The organism is Agrobacterium salinitolerans (genome assembly GCF_002008225.1).
GTDB classification, from domain to species: Bacteria; Pseudomonadota; Alphaproteobacteria; order Rhizobiales; family Rhizobiaceae; genus Agrobacterium; species Agrobacterium salinitolerans.
In genome coordinates, this window is the sequence record NZ_MRDH01000006.1 from 1,090,912 (window position 1) to 1,116,613 (window position 25,702).

A 25,702-nucleotide genomic window follows, 5' to 3' on the forward strand; every position below is an offset into this window, starting at 1 on the left:
CTTTCACCATGAAAGCCGCTCTGGCGCGCCCTGCTGACGACAAGAAAAGGCCGAACGATTGACCGGAATGCCACAGACACCATTGCTCGACCGGGTGAATTTCCCCTCCGATCTCAAGGAGATCGATGATCGCGACCTGCCGGAACTGGCGCGGGAACTGCGCGACGAGATGATTGACGCCGTGTCGAAAACCGGTGGCCATCTGGGGGCCGGCCTCGGTGTGGTGGAACTGACGATTGCCATTCACAAGGTCTTCAACACGCCGGAAGACCGACTGATCTTCGATGTCGGCCACCAATGTTATCCGCACAAGATCCTGACCGGCCGTCGTGACCGCATCCGCACGCTGCGCCAGGAAAACGGGCTTTCCGGCTTCACCCGCCGTGCCGAAAGCGACTATGACGATTTCGGCGCCGGCCATTCCTCCACCTCCATTTCCGCCGGTCTCGGCATGGCGGTGGCGGCAGGTCTCGAAGGCAGCGACCGCAAGGTGATCGCCGTCATCGGCGACGGCTCGATGTCGGCGGGCATGGCGTTTGAGGCACTCAACAATGCCGGTGCGCTCGATGCGCGGCTGATCGTCATTCTTAACGACAACGATATGTCTATTGCGCCGCCGACCGGTGCCATGAGCGCCTATCTGGCGCGGCTGGCCTCCGGCCGCACCTATATGGGTTTTCGCGATTTCGGCAAGAAACTGACGGCCTATCTCGGCAAGACCATCGACCGCGCCATTACCCGCGCCGTGACCCATGCGCGCGGTTACGTAACCGGCGGCACGCTGTTCGAGGAGCTTGGCTTTTATCACATCGGCCCGATCGACGGTCACTCCTTCGATCACCTTTTGCCGGTGCTGCGCAATGTGCGCGACAATCAGAAAGGCCCCGTCCTCATCCATGTGGTGACGCAGAAGGGCAAGGGTTACGCGCCGGCGGAGGCTGCCGCGGACAAATATCACGGCGTCAACAAGTTCGACGTCATTACCGGCGCGCAGGCGAAAGCCAAGCCGAATGCGCCGAGCTATACCAGCGTCTTTGCCGAAGCCCTGATCCAGGAAGCGACGCTCGACGACAAGATCATCGGTGTGACGGCCGCCATGCCGAATGGTACCGGTCTCGACAAGATGGCCGAGCTTTTCCCGGCCCGCACCTTCGATGTCGGCATTGCCGAACAGCACGCCGTCACCTTTGCGGCCGGGCTTGCAGCCGATGGTTACAAGCCGTTCTGTGCGCTTTATTCCACCTTCCTGCAACGCGGTTACGACCAGCTGGTGCATGATGTGGCGATCCAGAGCCTGCCCGTGCGTTTCCCCATCGACCGCGCCGGTTTCGTCGGTGCCGACGGCCCGACCCATGCCGGCTCCTTCGACACGACGTTCCTTGCCACCCTGCCCGGCATGGTGGTGATGGCTGCATCGGACGAAGCGGAGCTGAAACATATGGTCCGCACGGCGGCAGCTTACGATGAAGGCCCGATTTCCTTCCGGTATCCGCGCGGCGAAGGTGTGGGCGTCGAAATGCCTGTACGCGGCGAGATTTTGCAGATCGGCAAGGGCCGCATCATCAAGGAAGGCACCAAGGTTGCGCTGCTCTCCTTCGGCACACGCCTTGCGGAATGCCTGGCGGCTGCCGAAGACTTGGATGCTGCCGGACTTTCGACCACGGTTGCCGATGCGCGCTTCGCCAAGCCGCTCGATCTCGATCTCATCCGCCAGCTTGCCAGCCATCACGAGGTGCTGGTGACTATTGAGGAAGGCTCCGTCGGCGGTTTCGGCGCGCATGTGCTGCATTTCATGGCCAGCGCCGGGTTGCTCGACCACGGCCCGAAGGTTCGCACACTGACCCTGCCCGACCAGTGGGTGGAACAGGCAAAGCCCGAGACCATGTATGCCAATGCCGGCCTCGACCGGGCCGGCATCGTTTCCACCGTGTTCAATGCGCTTGGCCAGCGTCAGGCCGGCGTGGGATTTGCCGGTTAAGCCCGGTCGAAGGAAATGACGGAGCATTCGGCGTGACTGCCATCACCCGCATACTCCATCACCGGAAAATCGGAAGCCATGGTCTTACGAACGCCCGGCACAACGGATTCCCGCAAAAACCTTCGCTGGATGCGGGCCGGAGATGATCTGCGAGGTTCCGTCGGCATTGTGACGCGCGCAGGCTCTTCCTTATTTCGTGTCGACGCACATGATTTTGCCGATGACGTCGCTCTTGATCTTGTCGGCGGAAAGCGTTTCCGCATAGGTAGCCGTGGAACTCGCCAGGACGGAAATCAGGACCGTAAAAAACATTCGCATTTGCAGGTTCTCCCGATTTAGTTCGACTTCATAAGCTCTTGATATATTGCCGTGACCTGATCGCCTTTCGACAGTTTTTCTAGCTCGTCATCGTAATAACCGCCGCCCTTGTCTTCGTCGCCGTTCCAGAGTGTCCAGTATTTTTTACCCTCTCTGTACCACGCCCAGCAATCCTTGCCTTTTTTGGTTGAACTGCCTTTGAGGTCCATCAGCTCGTAACTTGCGCAAAGTTCATTTTCGCGGACAGACCATGTTCCGCTGGCGACGAATTCGTCGTTTTTCCCCACGAGCAGAAACGTGCCATCGGGCGAGAAGACAGCACGACTTCGGCGCCATTCGATCGTTTTACCAGAATAGATCGCCACAACCTCCTGCGACGTCAGTTTGACCGCCTGCTGAGGAAGATTGTCCGCAGTGGCCATGCCCCCGAAGAGAAAGGTCGCAATAACAAAAACAAAAGGATGTATTTTCATTTTATTCTCCACCTAACTATCTATTTTTAAATATAAATTTTTGAAAAGCGGATTCCCACTCATTGGCGCACGCTATCCGTTTGCGGATGACTCTTTATCTTTTGCTCTCCAGCATCGTTCCGCCTGCATAGACTGCGCTTCAATTCGATTTTGCCATGATCTCCTGGTAACGCTTGGTGACCTTGTCGCCATTCGACAACTTTTTCAGCTCGCCGTCGTAATAGCCGCCGACTTTGTCCTTTTCTCCGCTCCAGAGCGCCCAGTATTTTTTTCCCTGCCTGTACCAGGTCCAGCAATCTTTGCCGGTGTGGATTTTTCCTTCCTTGAGGCTCTTTCCCTGAAATTCGGCACATACCTCGTTGTCGCGCGCCGACCATTTTCCCTGGCCGGCAAAATTCCCGCTTTTACCGACGATGAAATAGCTGCCATCCGGAGAGAAGTAAGCGTTGCTGCGGCTCCACTCACTGGATTTCCCGGCATAGAGAGCCTGCGCCTCCGCCTGAGTCAGCTTCATCGCATCCTTCGGAAGCCGGTCGGCCAAGGCCGTTGCGGAGAAACAACCAATTACAGTAAAAATTATAATCGATCTCGTTATAACCATTTTGACTCCCTCCAGATTGCGATGAGGAAGTCTAGCAGTGAAAAAATCAAAGCAGATACTCCCAATCGGGAGCGTTTTTTGAGATATCTAGGTTTATATCATAGCGTCATTCTGCCGATTTCGAGGAACGCAGATATGAACTCAAATAGATTATTGGAAATTTCCGATGAAATATCCTCTTCCATTCAAGCGGCAGCTGTAGGAGCGAGCTCGTGGAAGAATGTGTGTACAAATTTCACGAAAGCTTTTCCTGGCTCTTATTCAGCACTCATAAGTCAAAGTTTCAGAAATCCCGACTTAAACCACGCCGTTTGCTCTGAACTGGAAGAAAGCCACCTGAACTCCTTTCTCAACCATTATAGCAACATCAATCCCTGGCGTGCGTTTTGGCAAGGCGCGAGAAACGGGTCTATAATTGTCGCAGAAAGAGACGATCCCGCAAGGCAGTACCATGGAAGCAGGTTCTACAATGAGTGGATGAAAGCTGTCGGAGACTTTGACGCCGCGGTAGGACTCCGTCTGCAAGTGGCAGACGACGAGGTTATTTACCTGCCGGTTCACTTCTCCGCCAGCCTGTCGTCAACCTATGATTGGCAATTGGAAGCGGTGATGCAAAATACGCGCCGCTCGCTGACGAACGCACTGGAAATAGCAACCTATATCCGGGATACCTCAAGCGGGATCGCCGCGAGATCGGCGCTTGTCAGTCTCGAAAACGTCATCGCTTTTGTCGTTGACGACCGGTTGAAGCTGAGGGAAGCAAATCAGGCTGCGACCGATGCATTTGTTCGCGATTTTCCTGTTGGATGCCGGCACAACGCGATTTCCTTTGCCACACCGTCCGTGACAGCCTCTCTCACGAGATGCCTCAGAAACAGACCCCGTGATTTCGCCACCAAGTTGGTGATGCAAGCGGAAAACGACCGATGGCTGATCGTCGTCAACCAGTTGCCCCAGCTTTCGGGATTTCTATTGGCAAGAGGGTGTGATCAGTTCCTTTTGCAGATGCGAAAGCTGACATCGCACAATGAGACGCTGGATGGCGATATTCTTGTCCAAACCTATGGTCTGACACGCTCGGAACTCAGCCTCTGCAGAGCATTGGCGGCAGGGCTGCTGCTTGCCGATGCGGCGGCGGCCAATCGGATCAGTTATGAGAATAGTCGTCAGAAACTGAAATCCATATTCAGAAAGACCGGGATTTCTTCCCAATCGGATTTGAAATCATTGCTGCGCGTATTGAGCTGACGCCGCTTGGAGGCTTGGGGGCTTGGCGGGATTGAAGATTGCGACGATGCGGTCGATCGTAACCGCGTAGAGTCATACATATTGCCGTTCCGTCGATTTCGAGGACAATGATGATGCTCTCAATAAATACACGCGATATTTCCGATGAAATCTCCTCTTCCATTCGTGAAGCAACTCTCGGATCTGGTTCGTGGAGCGATGTCTGCTTAAATTTTACGGAAGCTTTTCCAGGATCATTTGCCGCTATAGTCAATCAAAGCTTCATGCGTCCCGATTTAAGCTTAGCGGTTGCCATCGGCCTGGAAGAGAAACACTTGCATAGTTTCCTTAGCCACTACTGCCACGTCAATCCATGGCGTGGCTTTTGGCAATATGGCAGGAACGGCGCCATCGCTGTCTCGGAGCGCGATGATCCGACAAGCCAATACTTTGGCAGCGAGTTCTATAATGACTGGATGCGGCCTGTTGGAGATGTTGACGCCTCGGTGGGTCTTCGTCTGCAAGTGGCGGATGATGAGGTCAGTTACCTGTCGGTCCACTTCTCGGCCAGCCTGTCCTCGTCCTATGATCAGCAGCTGGAAGCGGTGATGCAAAACACGCGCCTTGCGCTGAAAAACGCACTGGAAATCGCGTCCTATCTGCGGGACACCTCGGGCAGGATCGCCGCGAAGTCTGCGCTTATCAGTCTCGGAAACATCATCGCTTTCGTCGTTGACGAGCGGCTGAAGCTGAAGGAGGCAAACCAAGTTGCGACAGAAGCCTTCGCCCGTGATTTTCCCGTGGGATGCAGGCAAAATGCGATTTCCTTCACCACACCGTCCGTGACAGCCTCTCTCACGAAACGCCTCAGAAACAGACCCCGTGATTTCGCCACCAAGTTGGTGATGCAAACGGAAAACGACCGATGGCTTATCACCGTAAACCAGTTGCCACGGGCTCCGGGAATTTTACTGGTGAGGGAACGCGAGCAATTCCTTGTGCAGATGCGCAGGCTCACATCGCAAAATGAGAGGCTGGATGGTGATATTCTCGCCCAGACTTATGGTCTGACGCCATCGGAGCTTGGCCTGTGCAGGGCCTTGGCGGCGGGACTAATGCTTGCTGACGCGGCGTCGGCCAATCGGATCAGTTACGAAAACAGTCGCCAGAAACTGAAATCCATATTCAGAAAGACCGGCGTTGGAAGCCAGTCGGATTTGAAAGCGCTGCTGCGGATTTTCGGCTGACAGTTGTCACCACCCCTCCCAGCTGGGACGCGCGCACCGAGCCCTGTCTATGCGATATGCTTGCAATCTGGAAAACCCTACTTCACGGAGACGCCGATGAAGCATTTCATCTTTTTTCTGGCCTTTTCGATCCTCCTACCCTCGTACAACATCCGTGCTGGAGGGTTCAGCAGTTTTGATCTTCAAACGGCCGGTAAATCTTACGCACATTCTCGATCGCGGGCACCGGATGGATCGGTTGCGGAACGCTTCGAACTGCGTTCCGGCGATTGCCCACAATCGACTGGCGATTGCCGAGCCGACCGGGAGCGTGTCGAAAAATCAGAACAACTGCCCGCATCCAGGGTTGGATCGGAGTTCTGGTACAGCTTTTCAGTGTTCCTACCATCGGACTGGCCATCAACTGGGCGGCTCACCACAAAGCTGGGGCAATTTCATCAGAAGGGCGACGGCAAACCTCCGGTGTTGTTTCAACTCGACGACCAGACTTATGAGTTTGAACTCGGCGATCCGTCCCGAAGGCAGGGCAACCCTATGAAACCCATCGGGGCCTTCAAGAACATCAGGTTAAAATCGGCTGCGGCCATGAAAGGCAAATGGACGGATGTCGTCGTTCACGCCAAATGGTCAAGGAAAAACGACGGCTTTATAAAAGTGTGGGTGGATGGACGGCAAAAGGTAAATCTTACTGGCGCGAATGTAGATCGGGATCAGCCAGTTTACTTCAAGTACGGCATCTATCGGAGCTTTGTGAGTCGCGCGAAAAAGCCGTATCCGACACTTGTAGCATGGTACCGTAATATCAATCGTGGCGTGGCGAGGGCTGAAGTGGAGAGAAAATAGGGCTTGCATAAGATGGGGCGCAGAAGCGCCCCACAGTCTGTTTCTCTTGATAGCTCAAAACCCGTCTCAGAACTCCGTCCAGTCCTGATCCTTGGCGGCCGGCGCTTCGGCCGCACCGCCGAAGGCGCGGGCGAGGCTCTGGCCAAGTGCACGGGCTGGCGATGCTACCGGCCGTGCGGTTGCGGAAGCCGGCTTGACCGGAGCCTTGCGGACCGGTGCGGCGGGCGCGGGCTGAAAGGCGGGCTTGGCGGAGGACTGGCGCGGCGCGGAATATCCTCCGGCACTGGCAACGGCAGCGCGCGCGCCGCCCATCCTGAACTGGCCGAGCAGGCCGTTCAGCGCTTCCGCCTCGCGCGCCAGCGAATGGCTAGCGGCGGTCTGCTGTTCCACCATGGCGGCGTTCTGCTGCGTGCCCTGATCCATCGTGTTCACAGCCGTGTTGATCTCCTGCAGGCCGGTTGCCTGTTCGCGGGAAGCGACGACGATGGCGCTGACATGGGCGTTGATCTCTTCGACTTCCGCCACGATGAGTTCCAGAGCCTTGCCGGTTTCATCGACCAGATTGACGCCGTTTTCCACCTGCTGGCTGGAGGCGCTAATAAGTGTCTTGATTTCCTTGGCGGCGTTGGCAGAACGCTGCGCAAGTTCGCGGACTTCCTGCGCAACCACGGCGAAACCCTTGCCGGCGTCACCGGCGCGGGCGGCTTCCACGCCGGCGTTCAAGGCCAGCAGGTTGGTCTGGAAAGCGATATCGTCGATGACGCCGATGATGTTACCGATTTCGCCCGAGGATTTCTCGATTTCGCGCATGGCGGCAACCGCCTTGCGGACCACGACACCGGATTTCTCCGCACCGGCGCGGGCGCGCTGGACCAGATTGCCGGCATCTTCTGCGCCGCGGGCGCTGTCGCGCACCGTGGTGGTGACTTCTTCGAGCGCTGCGGCGGTTTCCTCGATGGATGCCGCCTGTTGTTCGGTGCGGCGCGAAAGATCGTCGGCGGCGGAGAGCATTTCCGCAGCACCGGCATTGATCGCGGCTGCATTCTCACCGACGGTGCGCAGCGCCTGCTGGAGTTTTTCGACGGCGCTGTTGAAATTCACGCGAACGGGATCGATGGCGGGCGCAAAAGGCGTCTCGATGCGATAGGAAAGATCGCCATCTGCGAGAGCGGCAAGGCCCTTGCCAAGCTCGGCGCTGGCAAAAGCGCTGGCGGCTTCGTCCTTGGCCTTTTCTTCCTCGTTGCGGCGGCGTTCAGCCTCTGTCGCGGAGCGCATGCGATCGGTCTCGCCGGCAAGGCGCGACTTTTCGAGACCAGCTTCCTTGAAGACAAGAACCGCCTTTGCCATCTTGCCCACTTCGTCTCCCCGATCCGTGGCGGGTACTTCCGTCGTCAGATCGCCATCGGCAAGCCGGCTCATGGCCGCCGTCATGCCGACAATCGGCGTAACGATGGAGCGCGACAGCGCCCAGATAAGGGCGACGGCCAGAAGACCGGCAACCGCGCCGCCGCCCAGAAGCGCATATTTGAGGTGGAGCGCGGCTGCCTGCTGTTCTGCGGCGTAAGCGGCGGACAGACCGTTCAGCTGCTCCTTGATCTTGGCGGCGGAGGCGCGGAAGCCGTCGAGCTGGCCCTTGGCCTGATTGCGGCCGATCTCGATGATGTCGGAAATCGGCGCTTCGGTCGTCTTGCGCGCGGCAATCTGCGGTTCCGCCAGTTCCTTGAAGAAGACGGTCGCCGATTTTTCCATATCGTCAATGGATTTCAGAATTTCGGGCTCACCGGCGGCCAAAGTGCGCGCCTCATTCAGCTTCTTCAGCATGATATCGCGCTGAGCGAAAACATCACTATAGGTGCTATCGCTGCGAAACAACAGAAAGCCGCGCTGGTTAACGGCCTGCTCCAGCATGGCGGCCGTCGCACCATCCACGGCGTGCATGATGTTGTTGGTGCGATTGTTCTCAATCGCGATTCGCTCGCTCCCCAGCGTCTGCCAGAATACGACCGCGGAAGCGAGCAGGCACACGCTCATCAATGCACAGAAGGTGGCAATAAGCTTCAGGTTAATGGGGAGGTTTTTCAGCGACATCGCAAACTCTCTCGGCGACCCGATGCCTCGAAGCAAGCGTCTGCGCTGCAACGGCCGCAATTTTGTGAATGGGAGGAGACGCCGTCATGGCAGGTTCCGGCGGCCGCACGGGCCGTGGGCACAAAGTGCAATACAAGCCTTTATATTGGATTAATCGAACATTCGGACTTTGCGGTGCAACATCCATGGAAGGCGACGGGCATCGCCGGTCCCTTTTCGCGATAAATCGCTTGCATCGGCGGGGTTTGGCGGTCATTGACACGGGACCATGTCCAAAACATCTGAAAATGAACGGCTTGACCAGCTTCTTGTGTCGCTCGGCCACTTTGCCAGCCGCTCGCGTGCGCGCGACGCGGTTGCGCGCGGCACCGTCAGCGTCAACGGCAAAATCGTCACCAAACCGAGCCAGACGGTCGCCGGCGATGCCGAAATCGCCATCAGCGACCCGGCACAGGCCTATGTTTCCCGCGCGGCGCTGAAACTCGTGGCCGCGCTCGATCATTTCCGGCTCGATCCTTCGGGCCATGACTGTCTCGACGTCGGCGCTTCGACGGGCGGTTTCACCGAGGTGCTGCTGGAACGTGGCGCCAGACACGTCACCGCCATCGATGTCGGCCACGGACAGATGCATGCAAGGATCGAGAACGATCCGCGTGTCACCAATCTGGAGGGGCTGAATGCCCGCTTCCTGACGGCGGAAGATATCGATGACCGGCCCATCGGCTTCATTGTCTCCGACGTGTCCTTCATTTCGCTGAAGCTCGCGCTTGCTCCGGCGCTCGAACTTGCTGAGCATGGTGCTCTCGCGGTTCTGCTGGTGAAACCGCAATTCGAGGCGGGGCGTGATGCCATCAGCAAGGCCGGGCTTCTGAAAGAGCCGGAAACGGCGCCTGCCGTGGCCGCCGAGCTGGAGCGCTGGCTGACGGAGGACATGGGCTGGAAAAGCCTCGGCCTCATTCCTTCGCCAATTTCCGGCGGCGACGGCAATATCGAATTTCTTCTCGGAGGCGAAAAGCCATGAGCACACAGATCGTCACCATCAAGAGCCTCGGCGCGCAGGGCGACGGCATCGCGCACTGTCCCGACGGCCCGATCTATGTGCCCTTCGCACTGCCTGGAGAAACGGTGGCCATCGCCAAGGTGAAGGATCACGGCACCGTCATGTCGATAACGGCAGCCTCGGCGGAGCGCCGTGAACCGGCCTGCCGCCACTTCGGTCCCGATGGCAAGAACGGCACCTGCGGCGGCTGTTCGCTGCAGCATCTTTCCGATCAGCCTTACCACGCCTACAAGCGGGAGCTGGTGGTTTCGGCACTGAAATCGAAGGGCCTGACTCCTGATGTCGACGATCTCGTCATCTGTCGTCCCGGCGAGCGCCGCCGCGCGGTGTTTGCCGCCCGCAAAACGGAAAAGGGCCTGCTGCTCGGTTTCAGCCAGGCGAACAGCCATCACATCGTCGCCATCGAGGAGTGTCCGGTCACATCGCCCGGCATCGTTTCGCGGCTGGATGCCATTCGCGCCATCGGCCTTTCCATGGTGGCGAATGCCGAACCGTTCCGCATCACCGTCCTCGAAACGCTCTCGGGCCTCGATATTTCGGTCGAAGGCATCAAGTCGGTCAGCGACAAGCAGCGGCGCACACTCACGGAAACGGTGCTTGCCATGCGCGGCATTGCCCGTGTTTCGCTCTCAGGTGAAATTCTGATCGAACCGCAAAAGCCGATCATCGAATTCGGTGGCGTGGCGGTTTCCCCGCCAGCCGGCAGCTTCACGCAGGCGACGAAGCAGGCGGAAGACGCCATGGCCGAGCTGGTGCTGGCCCATGTCGGCAAGTCCAAACGTATTGCCGATCTTTTCTGCGGTTCCGGCACTTTCGCGCTGAGGCTTGCACGCATCGGCAAGGTGCATGCGGTGGAAGCGGAAGACAAGCCATTGAAGGCGCTGGATTTCGCCGCCCGCAACACACAGGGCCTGAAACCGGTGAGCGTCGAGAAACGCGACCTCTTCCGCCGGCCGCTGATGACAAGCGAACTGAAGAATTACGATGCCGTCGTGTTCGATCCGCCGCGCGCCGGTGCGGAATTCCAGTGCAAGGAACTGGCCCGCAGCACGGTGAAGAAGATCGTTGCGGTGAGCTGCAACCCGCTGACACTTGCGCGCGATCTCACCATCCTTACGGAAGGCGGCTATCGCATCACCCGTGTCACGCCGGTCGACCAGTTCCTGTGGTCGCCGCATGTGGAAGCGGTGGCGACGCTGGAGAAATAATCACCAGGCCGTATCGACCGTGCCGTTGCCGACGACCCCCGAGCACCGGCAGGCGCCGCCAACACGGCCGCGCTCGATAGGGCAGATATAGGGCCGGCGGCGATTGGCGCTCTCCGGCGGGGTGATGACGCAGACGAAACGGGCGCGGCGCTGGCGGTCGCGGTTGCTGCCGGAGTAATAGTCTTGGCTGCCATCGTCATAAGACTGCGCCAGAATAACGTTATTGCCCGAACCAACGGGCAGAAAAGATGCGGCCGCTGCCGCTTCGGCGACGGTTGCACCGGAGAGCAGGACGGTCAGGGCAAAAACGGAGTAACGCATATGGTGGCCTTCGAACGGAGAGTTTGGTCGATCCATCTTTGTCGGACAGGCTCCATCGACCATACATAATCCGCATTCAAAAGCACAGCGGCTTCAAACACAGAGGATGCCGCCTATTTCTTCTCCCCGCCGGGGAGAAGGTGGCCCGAAGGGTCGGATGAGGGGGTAAGCTCTCCGCACATCTCTACCCTCACCCCCTCATCCCGCTGCCGCGACCTTCTCCCCCTCGGGGAGAAGAAGCAGGCGGATATCGCCCGCTCCATAATAAGTGGCAATGACGATTCCCGCGGCACTCAGCGACGCATGAATGCCTCGAAGGCGGCGCGCGCTTCCGCACTCTGCAGCTGCGCGATGAAATGGCGGCCTTCCTCTTCGATGCGGGTGAGAAGATCGTCCGGGTTGCCGCGAACCAGATCGCGGGCGATCTTCAGCGCCTGCTGCGGTTTGGCCGCAAGCCGGGTGGCGAGCGCCAGCGTTTCGCTCTCCACATGTTCAGGGGCGACGACTTTCCAGATCATTCCGGCCTGCAATGCCTGCTCGGCGGAAAAACCTTCGCCCATGGCAAGCAGCGCAAAGGCGCGCTGGTGTCCCATGAGTTTCGGCACGAGCAGGCTGGAGGCCGCTTCCGGCACCAGAGCGAGGTCCACGAATGGGGTCTTGAACAGGCTGCGGCTGGAAGCGACCGTCAGGTCGCAATGCAGGTTCAGCGTCGTGCCGATGCCGATGGCGAGCCCGTCGACGCCGGATACCATTGGTTTTTCGAAGGCGACGAGCGCTTTCAATAACTCAAGCGCGGCGAGCTTGCCCTTTCCGCCCGACATGGCGAAGGCGAGGAAATCGGCCATGTCGTTACCGGCAGAGAAGCAGCCTTCCGTGCCGAGAAAGGCGACGACGCGAATTTCCGGGTCCGCATTGGCGGCATGCAGGGCGTCTGCCATGCGCAGATACATGGCATCGGTGATGGCGTTTTTCTTGTCCGGCCGGTTGAAGCGAATGGTCAAGACTTCCGGCGCATGGCCGACGCGCTCGACGAGAATGTGTTCGTCCGACATCTGAGCCTCCTCAAGCCAATACGGTGCGGGCGGCGGCAAGGCTTGCCGCACCTGATATAACGCGATCCTTCAGCGCTGCGGTTTCCGCCAGCAGATTTTCCGCTGCGAAACGGCAAAGGGCGGCGCGATGCCCGCCCCTGCCATCATCGACGGCGGCCAATGCGCCCTTGGCGAGATAGGCGCCTGTCAGCGCCAGACCGAAGAGCCGCTGATAGGCCGTCGCGCCGGCAAGCGCGGTTTCGGTTTCGCCAGCCTTGATGCGCTCCAGCAGCCAGTCAGTCGTGATTTCCAGATCGTTGAGGCTCGATTCGAGATAACGGGTGGTCTCGCCAAGGTCATCGCGGTTAGACGCGGCCGTCCGGGCAGCAATCTCACGCAGCTCAGCGATGAAACCGCGCACCTGCGCACCCTCGGAGAGCGGCAGCTTGCGCAGCACCAGATCGATGGCCTGAATACCGTTGGTGCCTTCATAGATCGGCGCGATGCGGGCGTCGCGCAGATAACGCGCAGCACCTGTTTCTTCAATGAAGCCCATGCCGCCATGCACCTGAATGCCCATGGAGGCGACATCGACACCGGCATCGGTGGAGAAGGACTTGGCGATCGGTGTGAGAAGAGCAGCGCGCTCCTGCCAGTGAGCGCGCTGCGAGGCGTCTTCAGTCGCATGCGCCATGTCGATGGCATGCGCGCAGCTGAAAGAAATCGCCCGTGATCCCTGCGTCAGTGCCTTCATCGTCAGAAGTGTTCTGGCGATATCAGGATGTTCGATGATCGGGCTCATGCCGGAACCCTGCCAGCCGGGCGCCTTGCCCTGCGTGCGCTCCCTGGCATATTCGATGGCCTTCTGGGTCGCCGCTTCGCAGATCGCCACGCCCTGCATGCCGACGGCAAGGCGGGCGTTGTTCATCATGGTGAACATGCAGGCGAGACCTTTGTTCTCCTCGCCGATCAGCCAGCCGAGCGCGCCCGTTTCGTCACCGAATTTGCCATCGCCGAAGATCATCGTGCAGGTGGGCGAGCCGTGAATGCCGAGCTTGTGTTCGAGCGAATGGCAGAACAGATCGTTGCGGCTGCCCGGCGCACCGTTTTCATCCGGTAGGAATTTCGGCACGAGGAAAAGCGAGATGCCGCGCGTGCCGGCCGGCGCATCCGGCAGGCGGGCGAGAACGAGGTGGATGATATTGTCCGCCGCGTCGTGTTCGCCCCAGGTGATGAAAATCTTCTGGCCGAAGATGCGGTAGGTGCCGTCGCCGTTGCGCTCCGCCCGGGTCTTCAGGACGCCGAGGTCCGAACCCGCATGCGGCTCGGTGAGGTTCATCGTGCCGGTCCATTCGCCGGAGACGAGTTTCGGCAGATAGGTGCGCTTGAGGTCATCGCTGCCGTGGGCGACAAGGGCTTCCACCGCGCCCATGGTCAGCGTCGGGGCCAGCGCAAAGGCCATGGAGCCGGAATTCCACATTTCGAGAGCGGCGACATTCAGCATATGCGGCAGGTTCTGGCCGCCGAATTCTTCCGGCGCCGTGAGGCTATTCCAGCCCGCTTCCGCCCAGCGGCGGTAAAGATCGGCCCAGCCATCCGGTGTCGTCACCTTACCATCGGTTAGCTTTGCGCCCTGGCGATCGCCGATTTCGGCGAGAGGTGCGACCTCTGCGGTGGCGAAGCGGCCGGCTTCGTGCAGAATGGCATCGACCAGATCTTCCCCAAGGTCTCCCAGCGCACCCGTCGCAAGCGCGTCTTCAAGACCTGCCACATGTTTGAGTGTAAAGGCGATATCGTCCACCGGCGCGCTATACATGCTGCCTCCTCCCGAAGCTCTGGCATCTTGCTACTGCCTTCGGGCTAAATGATTTTTACGTAAACGTCAATTTGAAAATTCCGGCCTATTCAGCGGGATTGTTATAAAACTGTCATGTGAATTTGTTCAGCATGCGCTGAAAGGCGCCTCGCCGCCGCCGCTCCCACACCGGAACGACGGACGCCTCCTTCCTCCCATCCAGCCGGTCAGGACTGCCACGATGGATCTCGTTACACCCGTTATTCCGGGCCTTGTCTGGGCCTATCAATTCCACCCCGGCACAGCCCCGTGCCGCCGGCTTGCGCCCGATGCCGGCTTTGATGAAATGGCCGGATGCGCCGGGTTCTTCTGGTTGCACCTCAACCTTGCGGATCAGCGTGTGGCGGGTTTTCTCGAGACCATCGACGGCCTCGACCCGGCGGCGCGCGCAAGCCTCACCACCCATGAGACGCACCCTTCCATCGTGGTCGATGAGAAATCGCTCTATGGCACGTTGGTCGATTTCCAGCGGGAATTCGACAAGGAAACGCGCGATTTCGGCTGGCTGCATTTTGCGGTGAGCGACCGTTTCATCATCACCACCCGCCTGCAACCGCTGCATTCGGTGGACCGGCTGAAGGCCGCGGTGGACAAGAATTCCAACCGGTATCTGACGCCATCGCATGTCTTCGAAGGTCTCGTTGCCGAATTCCAGCGCTCGCTCATCAATCTGGTGATGGAGACGACGGAGGAGCTGAACACCATCGAAGATCTGGTCTATGACAGCGAGACACGCGACGAACGGCGGCGTCTTGCCCCGTTGCGCCGCACGGTGGTTCGCCTGCACCGGCATCTGCGCACTGTGCTGACCCTGATGCGGCGCGCTTCGGCCGCCGATGATGACGAGATGCCGGATGGTTTCGAGGATGTCGCCTCACGCCTGATGGGCCGTCTGGAGGCTGTCGATCACGACGTCTACGCCCTGCAGGAGCGGGCAAGGCTGCTGCATGAGGAAATCGATTCCAAGCTCTCCTCCGAAACCAACCGACATCTTTATATCCTGTCGCTGATGACGGCGTTCCTGCTGCCGCCCTCGCTGGTGACCGGTTTTTTCGGTATGAACACGGATGAACTGCCGTTTACCGTCGGCACCGGCGGCACGCTGTCGGCCAGTATCTTCATCGTTATTTCGGTGGCGCTTGCCTGGTTCGTGCTGAAGCGCGCGCGAATCCTGTAACGCAAAGAGCCGCCCGGTATGATCGGACGGCTCTGTCAATTTCAGCCTGGCAAGCCATCAGCTATAAGGCGAATAGCAAAGCTGGCGCGGGCCGTGATAGGGCTGGAAGGTGTTGGTGCGGGCATCGTAGGAACGATAGCGACCATAGCACCAATTCACATGCGCCTGGCTCAGACCGCCACGATAGATCGGGCGGTATTCCCGATAGACCGGGCGCGGACGATATTCCGGAACCGGGCGGTAGACTTCACGCGGTTGCGACAATGCGCCGCCGATGATGGCGCCCGTCGCAAAGGCTGCGAGCGGGAACCAATAGCCGTCGTGGTGGCGGTAACCCGGACGATATTCGCGATAACCGCGATGACCGCGATACCAGCCGCGGCGATCGCCCCAGCGGTCGCGATCACGCCAATATTGCACGTTCACGACATTGTTGCCGGCGTCACTGCCGGCGGTCTCGACGCTCTTCGGCGCGGTCGGCAATGGCATTGCCGCTTCCGCCGGAACGATCGCTCCTGCAACCACGATTGCAGAAAGACCGGCAGCCAGGATATTTTTCATATAGCTTTTCATCTGACTTCCTCCATCCACGACGGTCAACAGGCCGTTGTCCGTGAATAATAACACTTTCTTCTTCCCATTGGGCCAGTTTGTTTCATCTGGCTGCAACTTACGAAATAAAAGCTAGGCGTTTGCGCCTGAACCCAGCATTAACGGCGTCATCACGCTTCGTTTATCGACAGCGGCGCTGCAAAAGCAAAAGCCCGGATTAATCCGGGCTCTCGAAAAACCGTCATCAGCGGCTGTAAGGCGACACGCATATGCGGCGCGGACCGTTATACGGCTGGTAGGTGTTGTCATAGGCGCGATACGAGCGCCAGCGGTTCTGACACCAAGCCACATGGCTGCCGCCATAGGCCGGACGCGGCTGCTGCATGGCGCCGCTGATAATCGCACCTGCCGCAAAGGCTGCCAGCGGGAACCAGTAACCGTTGTGGTAACGGTAACCCGGCCGACGATCGCGATAACCACGGTGACCGTTGTACCAGCCGTTTCGATGCGGTGGCGGGCGACGCATGTGTCGCCCATCCCAATGGCGGCGACGATCCCATTCACGGTACTGCACCGGCACCACATTTTCAGTCGCCACAGCCGGCTGCGTCACCGGAACAGGAACCTGAAACGCCTGCGATGGGGTAAAGCTGGTCAGGAACACGACAATCGCTGTCGCGACACTCGTTCTCCGGAAATTCATCATGACCTTCCTCCATTTGCTTCAGCGCGTTGACCGCGCCTTTTTCACTCACTCGCTCTTGTCGGAGATCAAGGTTAGCCCCCGCTCTATGCCCGAAAAGAATTCGATGACGTGCAAACGAATTTAGGAAAATTTGGTTCCATGACAACCATCCGGTGAATGAAGGAGGTTTGAAACGCCTGCTGGCGTCAGGCCTCCACCTTCACATCTGTCAACGGGCGCGAGCAGCAGGCGAGAATATAGCCTTCCTCGATTTCCTCGTCGAGAATGCCGCCATTGTGGTTCATCTCCACCTCGCCGGAAAGCTTCAGTACCCGGCAGGTGCCGCAGATGCCGGATTCGCAGGCCGCCCCGATACGGACGCCGGCGGCGCGCGCCGTCATCAGGACCGTCTGGCCGGGCTGGCAGGCCATCTCTTTTCCGGAAAGGGTGAAACCCACCATCGACAGCGTTTCGCCATCCGCACCAGTAAGTACGGTTTCACCAACGGTGACCGGCGCAGCTGGCGCGAAGCTTTCCTGATGATAGCGCCCCATGTCGAAACCGGACGCGTCGAGCATCGAACGGACCGCCGCCATGAACGGTTCCGGACCGCAGCAGAAGACGGTTCGCTCCATGAAATCGGAAGCCAGCAGCGCGATCTTGGCCTTGTCGACCATGCCTTTCAGCCCCGACCACAGATCGGTGCGTCCGCATTTTTCGACAATGAAGCCGAGCGACAGGTTCGGCATGAACCGGGCGAGATATTCCAGTTCGTGACGGAAGACGATATCGCCGGGCGTGCGCGAACAATTGATGAAAGCAATATCGCTCTGCGGGGCGCGGTCGCTCATGTCGCGCACCATCGACATCATCGGCGTGACGCCGGAGCCTGCCGAAATGAACAGATATTTGTCGCCGGGATGCTTGACGTAGGAAAAGTCGCCGAGCGGGCCGAGCGCCCGGATTTTCATGCCGGGTTTCAGATTGTCGAACATCCAGCGCGTGCCGATGCTGTTGGCCTGCGCCTTGACCGTGACCGACAGCGCATAGGGCCGCGACGGGCTGGAGGACAATGTGTAGGTGCGGTAAAGCGGCTCCTTGCCCACCGGCAGTTCCAGCGTGACGAACTGGCCCGGCAGATAACGGAACCAGTTCTGATCCTCCGAACGGAACAGAAACGTCATCACATCCGCCGTCTCGGGCGTCACCGAGATGCATTCCAGAAGCTGGAGCTTGTCGCTCCAGGGCTTCATCTCATCAATATGTTTATAGGTCACAACCATATTCATCTTCGCATCACGCTACAGCCGAAAGCCGGGACTTGTCGCCCGAGAGCCGGTCGATCATGAAATCGGAATACCAGTTGACGAACTGCATCACGCCACCTTCGTCCTCCATGGAATAGGGGCCGGGCTCATAGGCGGGGGAACGGATGCCAAAGGCATTTTCCTCGACGATGCGGCGATCCTGATCGTTGGTTTCGTTCCAGACGTGGGTGAGGTCTTCGAGATCGTAGTCCACGCCTTCGACGGCATCCTTGTGCACCAGCCATTTGGTGGTGACCATGGTCTCCGTGGCGCTGAGCGGCAGCACACGGAAGGAAATGGTGTGGTCGCCGAGGAAGTGGTTCCAGGTCGTCGGGTAATGGAACAGCAACAGCGCGCCGATATGGCTGATGCTCACATCATCAGACAGCGGCCGACGCACGGCGGGCTTGCCGGACATGGTGTAGCTTTCCGCCTCACCGATCAGCGGCATACGGGCGACACGGAACTGTCCGTTCTTGTCGATCTTGAAACGGCTCGGCAGGCCGGCGGCCTCGCAGCGCGCCCAGTGGCCGCCGATCTCGGGATCGCTCGCACCGCCGTCCGTTCCCGTCACGCTCGGGTTTTCGGGATAGGTGCGGCACAGTTCCGGGTGGTTTGCGGCGCAATGGTAGCACTCGCGGTTATTTTCCCAGACGAGCTTCCAGTTGCCCTTTTCGATGATCGTGCTCTCATGCGCGACCTTCGCCTCCCAGATACGGTGCGGGGCCATGTAGCTCTCGACTTCCTTGCGCATCGGCTCGAAATCGGCCGGCTGATCGGCAAGGCAGATAAAGACGTAACCGGCGACGGTTTCGCAGGCGACCGGCTTCAGGCCAAAATCGCCCTTGTCGAACTCTTCGCCCATATGGCGCGCAAACAGCAGCTTGCCGTCGAGATCATAGGTCCACTGATGATAGGGACAGACAAGGCGGGCCGACTGGCCCTTCTGCGTGGTGCAGACGCGGGAGCCGCGATGGCGGCAGGAATTGTGGAAAGCGCGGATTTGCCCGTCACGGCCGCGAACGATGACCACAGAATAAGCGCCGACCTGCACGGTGAAATAGCTGCCGGACTTCTGGACTTCGCAATCATGGCCGACAAACAGCCAGTCGCGATACCAGATGGTTTCCATGTCCAGTTTGAAATAATCCGGGTCCGTGTAGAAGGGCTGCTCCAGGCTGAAGCCTTCGCGGCGGTTTTTCAGCTGGCGCAATACGGTATCACGCAATTCCATGGCCAAATCCTCGATCAAACCGCCCTGCCCGACACCATTTGCGGGGTTGCGGAAGCATGTACTCATCTAAACACCGGCGGTCATTTGCGGCAGCACAGACAGCGACATCGGCTTCCGCATTGGCGACAAATTGCGACATGCGCAATCCGCCGCCACAAGCCATTCCACTGCTAAATCCGACAGCTATTTAGCGCCTGCAACGACGTCGCAATATGACGCATAATACCGCACTCTTTACTCCCCACCCGTAAGAAAACGGGGGATGCGGCGCAACGGAGTATTAACGCACCCCAATTTATCTTGCCGGACCGCAGCAACGAGGGTGTTCCTGGTGGAGAAGGCGACACGCATACGCTATTTCGATGCGAGCAGGCATTCGGTCGCACCGATACGCTCGAAGACCGCGCATTCCGATTTTCTGCGGACAGGGCGGATCAGCCGTTATGAAGAGCGATGGCTGCCGAAAGAACGTGCCTATTACAGCCATGACGAAGTGGCTGCTCTGACGGGGCGAAAGCTGGAAGCTGCCGCCGACGCCACCCACAGCCGTCTGAACGGCTTTCACCAGTCCATCCGTTTTCCGAAGATGGTTTTTCACCATCTGCTCAATGACCGGCCGCATCTCGGCTATTGTCACGTCACGGCGGCGAAAACCAGCTTCGATGCCGAGCGCCATGTGCTCTGGTCCTTTTATTTCGCGAATTTCTTCGCCGAACTGAGCGGGGCTGAAAACTTCTTCGAAAATATCGATGCGCGCTACTCGCGGATGTATTTCGCCGTCGCCATCAACGCGCTTCCCGACCAGGAGGTCGCCGTCGATACCTCCGTGCATCGCGGCGGCCTGCTGTTCCAGACCCACGATCCGCGCGTGGCGCTGAAAAACGTACTGATGCTTGGCGCGCGGTCCGAGGAGATGCGCAGGATCATCAAGGCGATATAAAAGCCGCGATAGCGATTTCCATTCCAGCCTGAAATACGCTATTGACCGCCCTGAAAGGCAGCATCATGGCGCGTCACATCAACATTGAACATGAGCGGGAAACAGCCCTGCAAGCATCCGTGGCGGAGCTTGCCGCCGGCCAACCCATCGCCCTGCCGACGGAAACCGTCTACGGCCTTGCCGCCGACGCCACCAATCCGGCGGCGATCACCCGCATTTACGAGACGAAAGGCCGGCCGCAGTTCAACCCCCTGATCTGCCACATGGCCGATATCGCCATGGCCGAACGTTACGCCGTCTTCGATCCCATATCGCTGAAGCTCGCAAAGGCCTTCTGGCCCGGCCCGCTGACGCTGGTGCTGCCGCTGAAGGCGGGAAGCGACATTCATTCGCTGGCGACGGCCGGGCTCGATACGGTCGGTATTCGTGTGCCGCAGGGTTTTGCCGGTGATCTGATCCGCCGATTCGACAGGCCGCTCGCCGCCCCCAGCGCCAATAGTTCCGGCAAAATCAGCCCGACAAGTGCAGCCCATGTGGAGGCGGATCTTGGCCAGAAGATCAATCTCATTCTCGATGGCGGCGCGGCCACCGTCGGCGTCGAATCCACCATCGTCAAGGTGGAAGAGGATGGCCGGGTGCGGCTGCTTCGTCCCGGCGGCGTCATCACCGAGGATATAGAACGCGTTGCGGGAAGAAACCTCGAACGGCCGAAAAAAGCCGCCGCCGCCATTGAGGCGCCGGGAATGCTGGCATCGCATTATGCGCCGGGTGCGGCCGTGCGCCTTCACGCCACATCGGTTCAGCCAGATGAAGCGCTGATCCGATTCGGCGGCGTCGCCATTGCCGGCGAAGAGATGGCGCGCGCCGTGCTCGATCTCAGCCCTTCCGGCGATCTTGCCGAGGCCGCCGCCAATCTGTTCGATTATCTGAAAGCCGCCGATGCAAGCGGCGCAGACATGATCGCCATCACCGCCATTCCCACCCATGGCCTCGGAGAGGCGATCAACGACCGCCTGTCCCGCGCCGCCGCGCCGCGAGGCTAACGGCGCCCAATCCTTTCGCCCATGTTTCAAAAGCCAGCGAGACGCCGCCCATGACGACCACCGCCATCCCCTCCTCCGACATTCTCGACCGCTTTGCCGTCATTGTCGGCGAAAAGAACGCGGTCCGCGACGCGGCGGAAATGGCGCCGCGCCTCGTGGAAAATCGCGGGCTTTATCGCGGCGCCTCGCCGCTGCTCATCAAGCCCGGTTCGGTCGAAGAGGTTGCCGCCATCCTCAAGCTCGCCAGCGAAACCGGCACCGCCATCGTGCCGCAGACCGGCAACACCGGCCTCGTGGGCGGACAGACACCGCGCGCTGATGGCACCGACATCATCCTGTCGCTGGAGCGCATGAACCGCGTTCGCGATATCGATCCGGTCGCCAATATCATCGTGGCGGATGCCGGCTGCATTCTCGATGACATTCACAAGGCTGCTGATTCCGTGGAGCGGATGTTCCCGCTGTCGCTCGGCTCTCAAGGGTCCTGCCGCATCGGCGGCAATCTCGCCACCAATGCCGGCGGCACGGCGGTGCTCGCTTATGGCAATATGCGCCAGCTCTGCCTCGGGCTGGAAGTCGTGCTGCCGACCGGAGAAATCTGGAACGGGCTGCGCCGGCTGAAAAAGGATAATACGGGTTACGATCTGCGCGATCTCTTCATTGGTTCCGAAGGCACGCTTGGCATCATCACCGGCGCGGTGCTGAAGCTCTTCCCGAAGCCACTCGGCCATCAGGTGGCCTTTGCGGGGCTCACCTCCACCGAAGACGCGCTGAAACTGTTCGAAATGGCCTCCAATCTCTGCGGCACGGCGCTGACCGGCTTCGAACTCATGCCGCGAATCGGCGTCGAATTCACCGCCCGTCATATTCCCGGCGTGCGCGATCCGCTGGAACAGCCGCATGATTGGTACGCGCTCATCGATATCTCCACCTCCGATTCGGCCGAGACGGCGGATAGCATGATGCAATCGCTGCTGGAGCGCGGTTTTGAGGCCGGTCTGGTCGAGGATGCGGTGATCGCTTCATCGGAAGCGCAACGGCAGGCGCTCTGGCATATGCGCGAAAGCATGTCGGAGGCGCAGAAACCCGAAGGCGGCTCGATCAAGCACGATGTTTCCGTGCCCGTTTCAAAAATACCGGAATTCATGGCGACGGCGGAAAAGGCGGTTCTTGCCGCCATCCCGGGCGCCCGCGTCTGCGCCTTCGGACACCTGGGCGACGGCAATATTCACTACAATATTTCCCAGCCGGTGGGAGCCGACAAGGCCGAATTCATTGGCCGCTGGCAGGACATGAACGAGATCGTGCATGGCATCGTGCTGTCGCTCGGCGGCTCCATTTCGGCCGAACACGGCATCGGGCAATTGAAGCGCGACGAGCTGGCGGCCATCCGCCCCGGCATCGAAATGGAACTGATGCGGCGCATCAAGCACGCTTTCGATCCCGCCGGCATCATGAACCCCGGCAAGGTTCTGGCCGGCTAAAGCGGCCCCGAGGTTACGCCGAGGCCCGCAGCGCCCAGGCGGGCACCATTTCCGCATTCAGCCGGCGCGGCTTCTGCGCGCCGACAAATTGTGTCAGGCTCATGCCCGATTTCGCAATCGACACCGCATGCTTCTTTGGCAGAAGATATCCGTGTTCCAATGGCGGAATACGCCGCAGCATACGGCTGAGGACATTGCGCCGGTGATAGCGCGAGGGCGAAAACCGGGCCGGCTGCGCGCAGATCGCCACATATTCGAGAATCTCGTCGATCCAGCCCGCCTGCGGGCGCGCGCCGGGCTCAATCAGAAGCAGCCAGCCGCCGCGTGCAGACTTCACCACGTCTTCGATGTCCCACTGCCCATAAAAACGGCAGCCGGCGGCATCGGCGACGCGCGACGATCCATCGCGCGAACCGTGATCGAGGATCACAACATCGCTTACAAGCCCCTCCACGGCCCCGGTGACGAGCGCAGACAATGTGTGCGCCAGTTCCGGCTCGTGATCCCGGCATTCCATTATGACTGTCAACATCTGCATAGCTCTAACGCATCGCACAATAAATTGCCACTACGCTCATCGCGGTAAAAATCCAAGGCTGTCCTTGCCCACCCGGCGCACAGTCTCCGGACGGGGCCGCGCCCACCTCTGGAGAACGAGCCGAATTTGCAATTTTGTTCTTGTATTGTTCTCATTCCTGATGTAGGAATTTAATCATTCGGAAGGCGGTTAAAAGCCTGTCCGGATGGAAACGGTTTAGGGCGTTGAGCGTGCCTTGAGAGGCGTGCGGCGTCCTGGGAGCATCCAGATGAGAAACCATACGCTTTCGTGGCAGGCTGCATTCCAGCCGAGCCATATGCCGGATATTGCCAATGCGCTGGCCGATGCATCCGGCCTGCGCATCGAGATCGACCGCCGTCGCGGCCGTGGCGCCGGGCTGAACCCGGATGGACGCTTCGAGACCCTGCAGCACGAGGTTTTCGACGATGGCTGGCAGACTCTTGAGGACATGCCGGAATTCCGCACCGAGGTGCAGGTGGAAAAGCCGCGCAGCATCATCACCCGCAATGAATCGCCCGACATCCCCTTCGACCGCTCCATCAATCCCTATCGCGGCTGCGAACATGGCTGCATCTATTGCTTTGCGCGCCCTACGCACAGCTATATGGGGCTTTCGGCCGGGCTGGATTTCGAGGCCAAGCTCTTCGCCAAGCCGGATGCGGCAAAGCTGCTGGAACGGGAACTGGCGAAGCCGGGCTACAAGCCGCGGGTGATCGCCATCGGCACCAATACCGATCCCTATCAGCCGATAGAGCGCGAATGGCGCATCATGCGGCAGATACTGGAAGTGCTGGCGGAGGCCGATCATCCCGTCGCCATCGTCACCAAATCGGCGCTGATCAGGCGGGATATCGACATTCTGGCACCGATGGCCAAAAAGGGGCTCGCCAAGGTCGGTATTTCCGTCACCACACTGGACCGGAAGCTCGCGCGCAACATGGAACCGCGCGCCGCCACGCCGGAGAAGCGGCTGGAAGCCGTCAAGGCGCTGACCGAGGCCGGCATTCCCGTGGCCGTGATGATGGCGCCCGTCATTCCGGCGCTCAACGATCATGAGATCGAACGTATTCTCGAGGCCGGCAAGGCTGCCGGTGCGACCGAGGCGTCTTATGTGCTTTTGCGGTTGCCGCTGGAGGTGAGCCCGCTCTTCCGCGATTGGCTGCTGCGCAACTATCCGGACCGCTACCGTCATGTCATGTCGCTGGTGCGCTCCATGCGTGACGGCAAAGACTATGACGCGGAGTTCGGGAAACGCATGAAGGGTGCCGGCCCCTATGCCTGGCAGATAGGCAGGCGTTTCGAGATGGCGACAAAAAGGCTCGGCCTCATCCGCCGTGGCATCCACCTACGCGACGATCTCTTCGTTCCGCCGGGCGGTGCAGGCGTGCAATTGTCGCTGCTTTGAAAGACCGATGCTGAAAAGAACTCGGCCTGATCGAAGCACCATACGGAACGTGCGGCGATATCAGGCAGACTATGACAGGGAGCGGTGGCCTCTTTTATAGACCCGCCACACTCCCACGAAATGCCCGGTGGGTTTTCCCTGGCCTGCCGGACATTGCCCCCGGAACCGCCGCCTCGCGTGCGATCGTTTTTCCTCCGCCGCCCCGTTGGAGGATCAAAGGTCATGATGACCTCAGGGGCACGGTGAGCCACGCCCCTTGACCCCGGCTCACCGTGCCTGTCATCGCCCGCTTCCGGGGGCTTGCAGGAGATCGGGTGTGTATGCGAGTTTCGCCGCATGAAACGCACGACCACACCCGATTCTCCTGCTCTTTTCGACCTTGCCGATACCGGCCCGGATTTTTCCTTCGAACTGGAAGCGAAAAAGAAGGGCCTCTGGCCCGTGGCCGGCACGGATGAGGCAGGCCGGGGACCTCTGGCCGGACCGGTGGTTGCGGCAGCCGTCATTCTCGATCCGGACAATATTCCCAAGGGTATGGACGATTCCAAGAAGCTGACGAAGCAGAAACGGGAAAGCTTGTTCGTCCAGATCATGGAAAGCTCGATCGTATCCGTCGCCTCCTCCGGCCCCGGCCTGATCGACAGCGTGAATATCCTGCGCGCCAGCCTCGACGCCATGCGCCGCGCCGTGCTGGGCCTCGAAATCTCCCCTGCCCTCGTTTTGGCCGACGGCCGCGACCGCCCGCCCGGCATCGCCTGCGAAGCCAAGGCCGTCATCAAGGGCGATTCCCGCTCCCTCTCCATCGCCGCCGCCTCGATCGTCGCCAAGGTGACCCGCGACCGGATGATGGAACGAGCGGGTGTGGTGCACACATCCTACGGCTTCGAAGGCCATGCCGGTTACGGCACGCCGGCCCACCTGCGCGCCATTGAAAGCCACGGGCCTTGCCCGCTGCACCGGATGAGCTTTCGGCCGCTGAAGCGGGATTGATGACAACTAATGGAGTTCCAACCAGAACAACAGCTATCGACCCGATCTGGACATCGACGAGCAACTATGCGCACCG

General features: G+C 59.7%; 24 protein-coding genes. 12 read left to right on the plus strand and 12 right to left on the minus strand.

From position 1 onward, the window contains the following. Nucleotides 1-58 precede the first annotated feature (58 nt). Nucleotides 59-1,978: a 1-deoxy-D-xylulose-5-phosphate synthase gene (dxs, locus tag BS627_RS09505; RefSeq protein ID WP_077982831.1), complete on the plus strand. Its 1,920-nt coding sequence runs from the start codon at nt 59-61 to the stop codon at nt 1,976-1,978. A 189-nt stretch (nt 1,979-2,167) separates the two neighbouring features. Here dxs and BS627_RS24945 read toward each other — a convergent pair whose 3' ends face one another. The 3 genes from BS627_RS24945 to BS627_RS09515 all read right to left on the minus strand — a co-directional run bounded on the left by BS627_RS24945 (nt 2,168) and on the right by BS627_RS09515 (nt 3,370). Further along, nucleotides 2,168-2,296 carry a hypothetical protein gene (locus BS627_RS24945; RefSeq protein ID WP_276327073.1) on the minus strand — a complete coding sequence of 43 codons (129 nt, stop codon included), beginning with the start codon at nt 2,294-2,296 and terminating at the stop codon, nt 2,168-2,170. Between the two features lie 17 nt (nt 2,297-2,313). Then, complete coding sequence (locus tag BS627_RS09510) at nt 2,314-2,769, minus strand: DUF995 domain-containing protein (RefSeq protein WP_077982832.1); 456 nt, start codon at nt 2,767-2,769, stop codon at nt 2,314-2,316. Between the two features lie 139 nt (nt 2,770-2,908). Continuing rightward, complete coding sequence (locus BS627_RS09515; protein ID WP_120649311.1) at nt 2,909-3,370, minus strand: DUF995 domain-containing protein; 462 nt, start codon at nt 3,368-3,370, stop codon at nt 2,909-2,911. Between the two features lie 135 nt (nt 3,371-3,505). On the opposite strand from BS627_RS09515, the gene BS627_RS24350 reads away from it, so the two are divergent. The 3 genes from BS627_RS24350 to BS627_RS09530 all read left to right on the plus strand — a co-directional run bounded on the left by BS627_RS24350 (nt 3,506) and on the right by BS627_RS09530 (nt 6,687). Continuing rightward, nucleotides 3,506-4,618 carry a hypothetical protein gene (locus BS627_RS24350; RefSeq protein WP_131829415.1) on the plus strand — a complete coding sequence of 371 codons (1,113 nt, stop codon included), beginning with the start codon at nt 3,506-3,508 and terminating at the stop codon, nt 4,616-4,618. Between the two features lie 107 nt (nt 4,619-4,725). Beyond that, nucleotides 4,726-5,844 carry a helix-turn-helix transcriptional regulator gene (locus BS627_RS09525; protein WP_146032702.1) on the plus strand — a complete coding sequence of 373 codons (1,119 nt, stop codon included), beginning with the start codon at nt 4,726-4,728 and terminating at the stop codon, nt 5,842-5,844. Nucleotides 5,845-5,940: 96 nt separating this feature from the next. Further along, entirely contained in the window at nt 5,941-6,687 is a 747-nt protein-coding gene (locus BS627_RS09530; RefSeq protein ID WP_077982836.1) for a polysaccharide lyase family 20 protein, read from the plus strand. A gap of 66 nt (nt 6,688-6,753) precedes the next feature. Here BS627_RS09530 and BS627_RS09535 read toward each other — a convergent pair whose 3' ends face one another. Further along, complete coding sequence (locus BS627_RS09535; RefSeq protein WP_077982837.1) at nt 6,754-8,775, minus strand: methyl-accepting chemotaxis protein; 2,022 nt, start codon at nt 8,773-8,775, stop codon at nt 6,754-6,756. A gap of 268 nt (nt 8,776-9,043) precedes the next feature. Between BS627_RS09535 and BS627_RS09540 the strand changes: the two genes are divergently transcribed. Both BS627_RS09540 and BS627_RS09545 read left to right on the plus strand, forming a co-directional pair. Continuing rightward, nucleotides 9,044-9,796 carry a TlyA family RNA methyltransferase gene (locus BS627_RS09540; protein WP_077982838.1) on the plus strand — a complete coding sequence of 251 codons (753 nt, stop codon included), beginning with the start codon at nt 9,044-9,046 and terminating at the stop codon, nt 9,794-9,796. Continuing rightward, a complete protein-coding gene (locus tag BS627_RS09545; protein WP_077982839.1) occupies nt 9,793-11,043 on the plus strand; it encodes a class I SAM-dependent RNA methyltransferase in 1,251 nt (416 codons plus the stop codon). The genes BS627_RS09540 and BS627_RS09545 overlap by 4 nt, the downstream gene beginning before the upstream one ends. Here the strand turns inward: BS627_RS09545 and BS627_RS09550 are convergent, their stop codons facing one another. The 3 genes from BS627_RS09550 to BS627_RS09560 all read right to left on the minus strand — a co-directional run bounded on the left by BS627_RS09550 (nt 11,044) and on the right by BS627_RS09560 (nt 14,211). Next, the gene (locus BS627_RS09550; RefSeq protein ID WP_077983037.1) at nt 11,044-11,364 is read right to left on the minus strand and encodes a hypothetical protein; all 321 of its coding nucleotides are present in this window, start codon (nt 11,362-11,364) and stop codon (nt 11,044-11,046) included. Between the two features lie 293 nt (nt 11,365-11,657). Then, nucleotides 11,658-12,416 carry a crotonase/enoyl-CoA hydratase family protein gene (locus BS627_RS09555; protein WP_077982840.1) on the minus strand — a complete coding sequence of 253 codons (759 nt, stop codon included), beginning with the start codon at nt 12,414-12,416 and terminating at the stop codon, nt 11,658-11,660. 10 nt (nt 12,417-12,426) lie between these two features. Next, the gene (locus BS627_RS09560) at nt 12,427-14,211 is read right to left on the minus strand and encodes an acyl-CoA dehydrogenase (protein WP_077982841.1); all 1,785 of its coding nucleotides are present in this window, start codon (nt 14,209-14,211) and stop codon (nt 12,427-12,429) included. Nucleotides 14,212-14,431: 220 nt separating this feature from the next. Between BS627_RS09560 and BS627_RS09565 the strand changes: the two genes are divergently transcribed. Then, complete coding sequence (locus BS627_RS09565; RefSeq protein ID WP_077982842.1) at nt 14,432-15,427, plus strand: transporter; 996 nt, start codon at nt 14,432-14,434, stop codon at nt 15,425-15,427. Nucleotides 15,428-15,484: 57 nt separating this feature from the next. Here the strand turns inward: BS627_RS09565 and BS627_RS09570 are convergent, their stop codons facing one another. The 4 genes from BS627_RS09570 to BS627_RS09585 all read right to left on the minus strand — a co-directional run bounded on the left by BS627_RS09570 (nt 15,485) and on the right by BS627_RS09585 (nt 19,205). Beyond that, nucleotides 15,485-16,000, minus strand: a complete 516-nt coding sequence (locus BS627_RS09570) for a BA14K family protein (RefSeq protein WP_077982843.1) — start codon at nt 15,998-16,000, stop codon at nt 15,485-15,487. 223 nt (nt 16,001-16,223) lie between these two features. After that, nucleotides 16,224-16,685 carry a BA14K family protein gene (locus BS627_RS09575; RefSeq protein ID WP_077982844.1) on the minus strand — a complete coding sequence of 154 codons (462 nt, stop codon included), beginning with the start codon at nt 16,683-16,685 and terminating at the stop codon, nt 16,224-16,226. A 185-nt stretch (nt 16,686-16,870) separates the two neighbouring features. Beyond that, entirely contained in the window at nt 16,871-17,953 is a 1,083-nt protein-coding gene (locus BS627_RS09580; protein ID WP_089153226.1) for an FAD-binding oxidoreductase, read from the minus strand. Between the two features lie 7 nt (nt 17,954-17,960). After that, nucleotides 17,961-19,205: an aromatic ring-hydroxylating oxygenase subunit alpha gene (locus tag BS627_RS09585; protein WP_077983039.1), complete on the minus strand. Its 1,245-nt coding sequence runs from the start codon at nt 19,203-19,205 to the stop codon at nt 17,961-17,963. A 331-nt stretch (nt 19,206-19,536) separates the two neighbouring features. On the opposite strand from BS627_RS09585, the gene BS627_RS09590 reads away from it, so the two are divergent. From BS627_RS09590 to BS627_RS09600, 3 genes are all read left to right on the plus strand, one after another. Beyond that, nucleotides 19,537-20,145 (plus strand): DUF6656 family protein, encoded by a 609-nt coding sequence (locus BS627_RS09590; protein ID WP_162520482.1) that lies wholly within the window; start codon nt 19,537-19,539, stop codon nt 20,143-20,145. Between the two features lie 65 nt (nt 20,146-20,210). After that, nucleotides 20,211-21,188, plus strand: coding sequence for an L-threonylcarbamoyladenylate synthase (locus tag BS627_RS09595; protein ID WP_077983041.1), 978 nt, complete (start codon nt 20,211-20,213; stop codon nt 21,186-21,188). Between the two features lie 50 nt (nt 21,189-21,238). After that, nucleotides 21,239-22,672 (plus strand): FAD-binding oxidoreductase, encoded by a 1,434-nt coding sequence (locus BS627_RS09600; RefSeq protein ID WP_077982845.1) that lies wholly within the window; start codon nt 21,239-21,241, stop codon nt 22,670-22,672. A 13-nt stretch (nt 22,673-22,685) separates the two neighbouring features. Here the strand turns inward: BS627_RS09600 and BS627_RS09605 are convergent, their stop codons facing one another. Beyond that, entirely contained in the window at nt 22,686-23,204 is a 519-nt protein-coding gene (locus BS627_RS09605; protein ID WP_077983042.1) for a glycosyltransferase family protein, read from the minus strand. 274 nt (nt 23,205-23,478) lie between these two features. Here BS627_RS09605 and BS627_RS09610 point away from each other — a divergent pair, with 274 nt between their 5' ends. Both BS627_RS09610 and BS627_RS09615 read left to right on the plus strand, forming a co-directional pair. Then, the gene (locus BS627_RS09610; RefSeq protein ID WP_165691189.1) at nt 23,479-24,636 is read left to right on the plus strand and encodes a PA0069 family radical SAM protein; all 1,158 of its coding nucleotides are present in this window, start codon (nt 23,479-23,481) and stop codon (nt 24,634-24,636) included. 336 nt (nt 24,637-24,972) lie between these two features. After that, entirely contained in the window at nt 24,973-25,626 is a 654-nt protein-coding gene (locus BS627_RS09615) for a ribonuclease HII (RefSeq protein ID WP_077982846.1), read from the plus strand. Nucleotides 25,627-25,702: the final 76 nt, after the last annotated feature.

Bases quoted from the DNA above. Each gene is read 5' to 3' on its own strand.
- BS627_RS09540 (WP_077982838.1), top strand. From the start codon at position 9,044: ATGTCCAAAACATCTGAAAATGAACGGCTTGACCAGCTTCTTGTGTCG.
- BS627_RS09535 (WP_077982837.1), bottom strand. From the start codon at position 8,775: ATGTCGCTGAAAAACCTCCCCATTAACCTGAAGCTTATTGCCACCTTC.
- BS627_RS09570 (WP_077982843.1), bottom strand. From the start codon at position 16,000: ATGAAAAGCTATATGAAAAATATCCTGGCTGCCGGTCTTTCTGCAATC.
- BS627_RS09565 (WP_077982842.1), top strand. From the start codon at position 14,432: ATGGATCTCGTTACACCCGTTATTCCGGGCCTTGTCTGGGCCTATCAA.
- BS627_RS09595 (WP_077983041.1), top strand. From the start codon at position 20,211: ATGGCGCGTCACATCAACATTGAACATGAGCGGGAAACAGCCCTGCAA.
- BS627_RS09530 (WP_077982836.1), top strand. From the start codon at position 5,941: ATGAAGCATTTCATCTTTTTTCTGGCCTTTTCGATCCTCCTACCCTCG.
- BS627_RS09555 (WP_077982840.1), bottom strand. From the start codon at position 12,416: ATGTCGGACGAACACATTCTCGTCGAGCGCGTCGGCCATGCGCCGGAA.
- BS627_RS09560 (WP_077982841.1), bottom strand. From the start codon at position 14,211: ATGTATAGCGCGCCGGTGGACGATATCGCCTTTACACTCAAACATGTG.
- BS627_RS09545 (WP_077982839.1), top strand. From the start codon at position 9,793: ATGAGCACACAGATCGTCACCATCAAGAGCCTCGGCGCGCAGGGCGAC.
- BS627_RS09515 (WP_120649311.1), bottom strand. From the start codon at position 3,370: ATGGTTATAACGAGATCGATTATAATTTTTACTGTAATTGGTTGTTTC.
- BS627_RS09575 (WP_077982844.1), bottom strand. From the start codon at position 16,685: ATGATGAATTTCCGGAGAACGAGTGTCGCGACAGCGATTGTCGTGTTC.
- BS627_RS09615 (WP_077982846.1), top strand. From the start codon at position 24,973: ATGAAACGCACGACCACACCCGATTCTCCTGCTCTTTTCGACCTTGCC.
- BS627_RS24945 (WP_276327073.1), bottom strand. From the start codon at position 2,296: ATGCGAATGTTTTTTACGGTCCTGATTTCCGTCCTGGCGAGTTCCACG.
- BS627_RS09550 (WP_077983037.1), bottom strand. From the start codon at position 11,364: ATGCGTTACTCCGTTTTTGCCCTGACCGTCCTGCTCTCCGGTGCAACC.
- BS627_RS09580 (WP_089153226.1), bottom strand. From the start codon at position 17,953: ATGAATATGGTTGTGACCTATAAACATATTGATGAGATGAAGCCCTGG.
- BS627_RS09510 (WP_077982832.1), bottom strand. From the start codon at position 2,769: ATGAAAATACATCCTTTTGTTTTTGTTATTGCGACCTTTCTCTTCGGG.
- BS627_RS09605 (WP_077983042.1), bottom strand. From the start codon at position 23,204: ATGTTGACAGTCATAATGGAATGCCGGGATCACGAGCCGGAACTGGCG.
- BS627_RS24350 (WP_131829415.1), top strand. From the start codon at position 3,506: ATGAACTCAAATAGATTATTGGAAATTTCCGATGAAATATCCTCTTCC.
- BS627_RS09525 (WP_146032702.1), top strand. From the start codon at position 4,726: ATGATGATGCTCTCAATAAATACACGCGATATTTCCGATGAAATCTCC.
- BS627_RS09600 (WP_077982845.1), top strand. From the start codon at position 21,239: ATGACGACCACCGCCATCCCCTCCTCCGACATTCTCGACCGCTTTGCC.
- BS627_RS09610 (WP_165691189.1), top strand. From the start codon at position 23,479: ATGAGAAACCATACGCTTTCGTGGCAGGCTGCATTCCAGCCGAGCCAT.
- BS627_RS09585 (WP_077983039.1), bottom strand. From the start codon at position 19,205: ATGGAATTGCGTGATACCGTATTGCGCCAGCTGAAAAACCGCCGCGAA.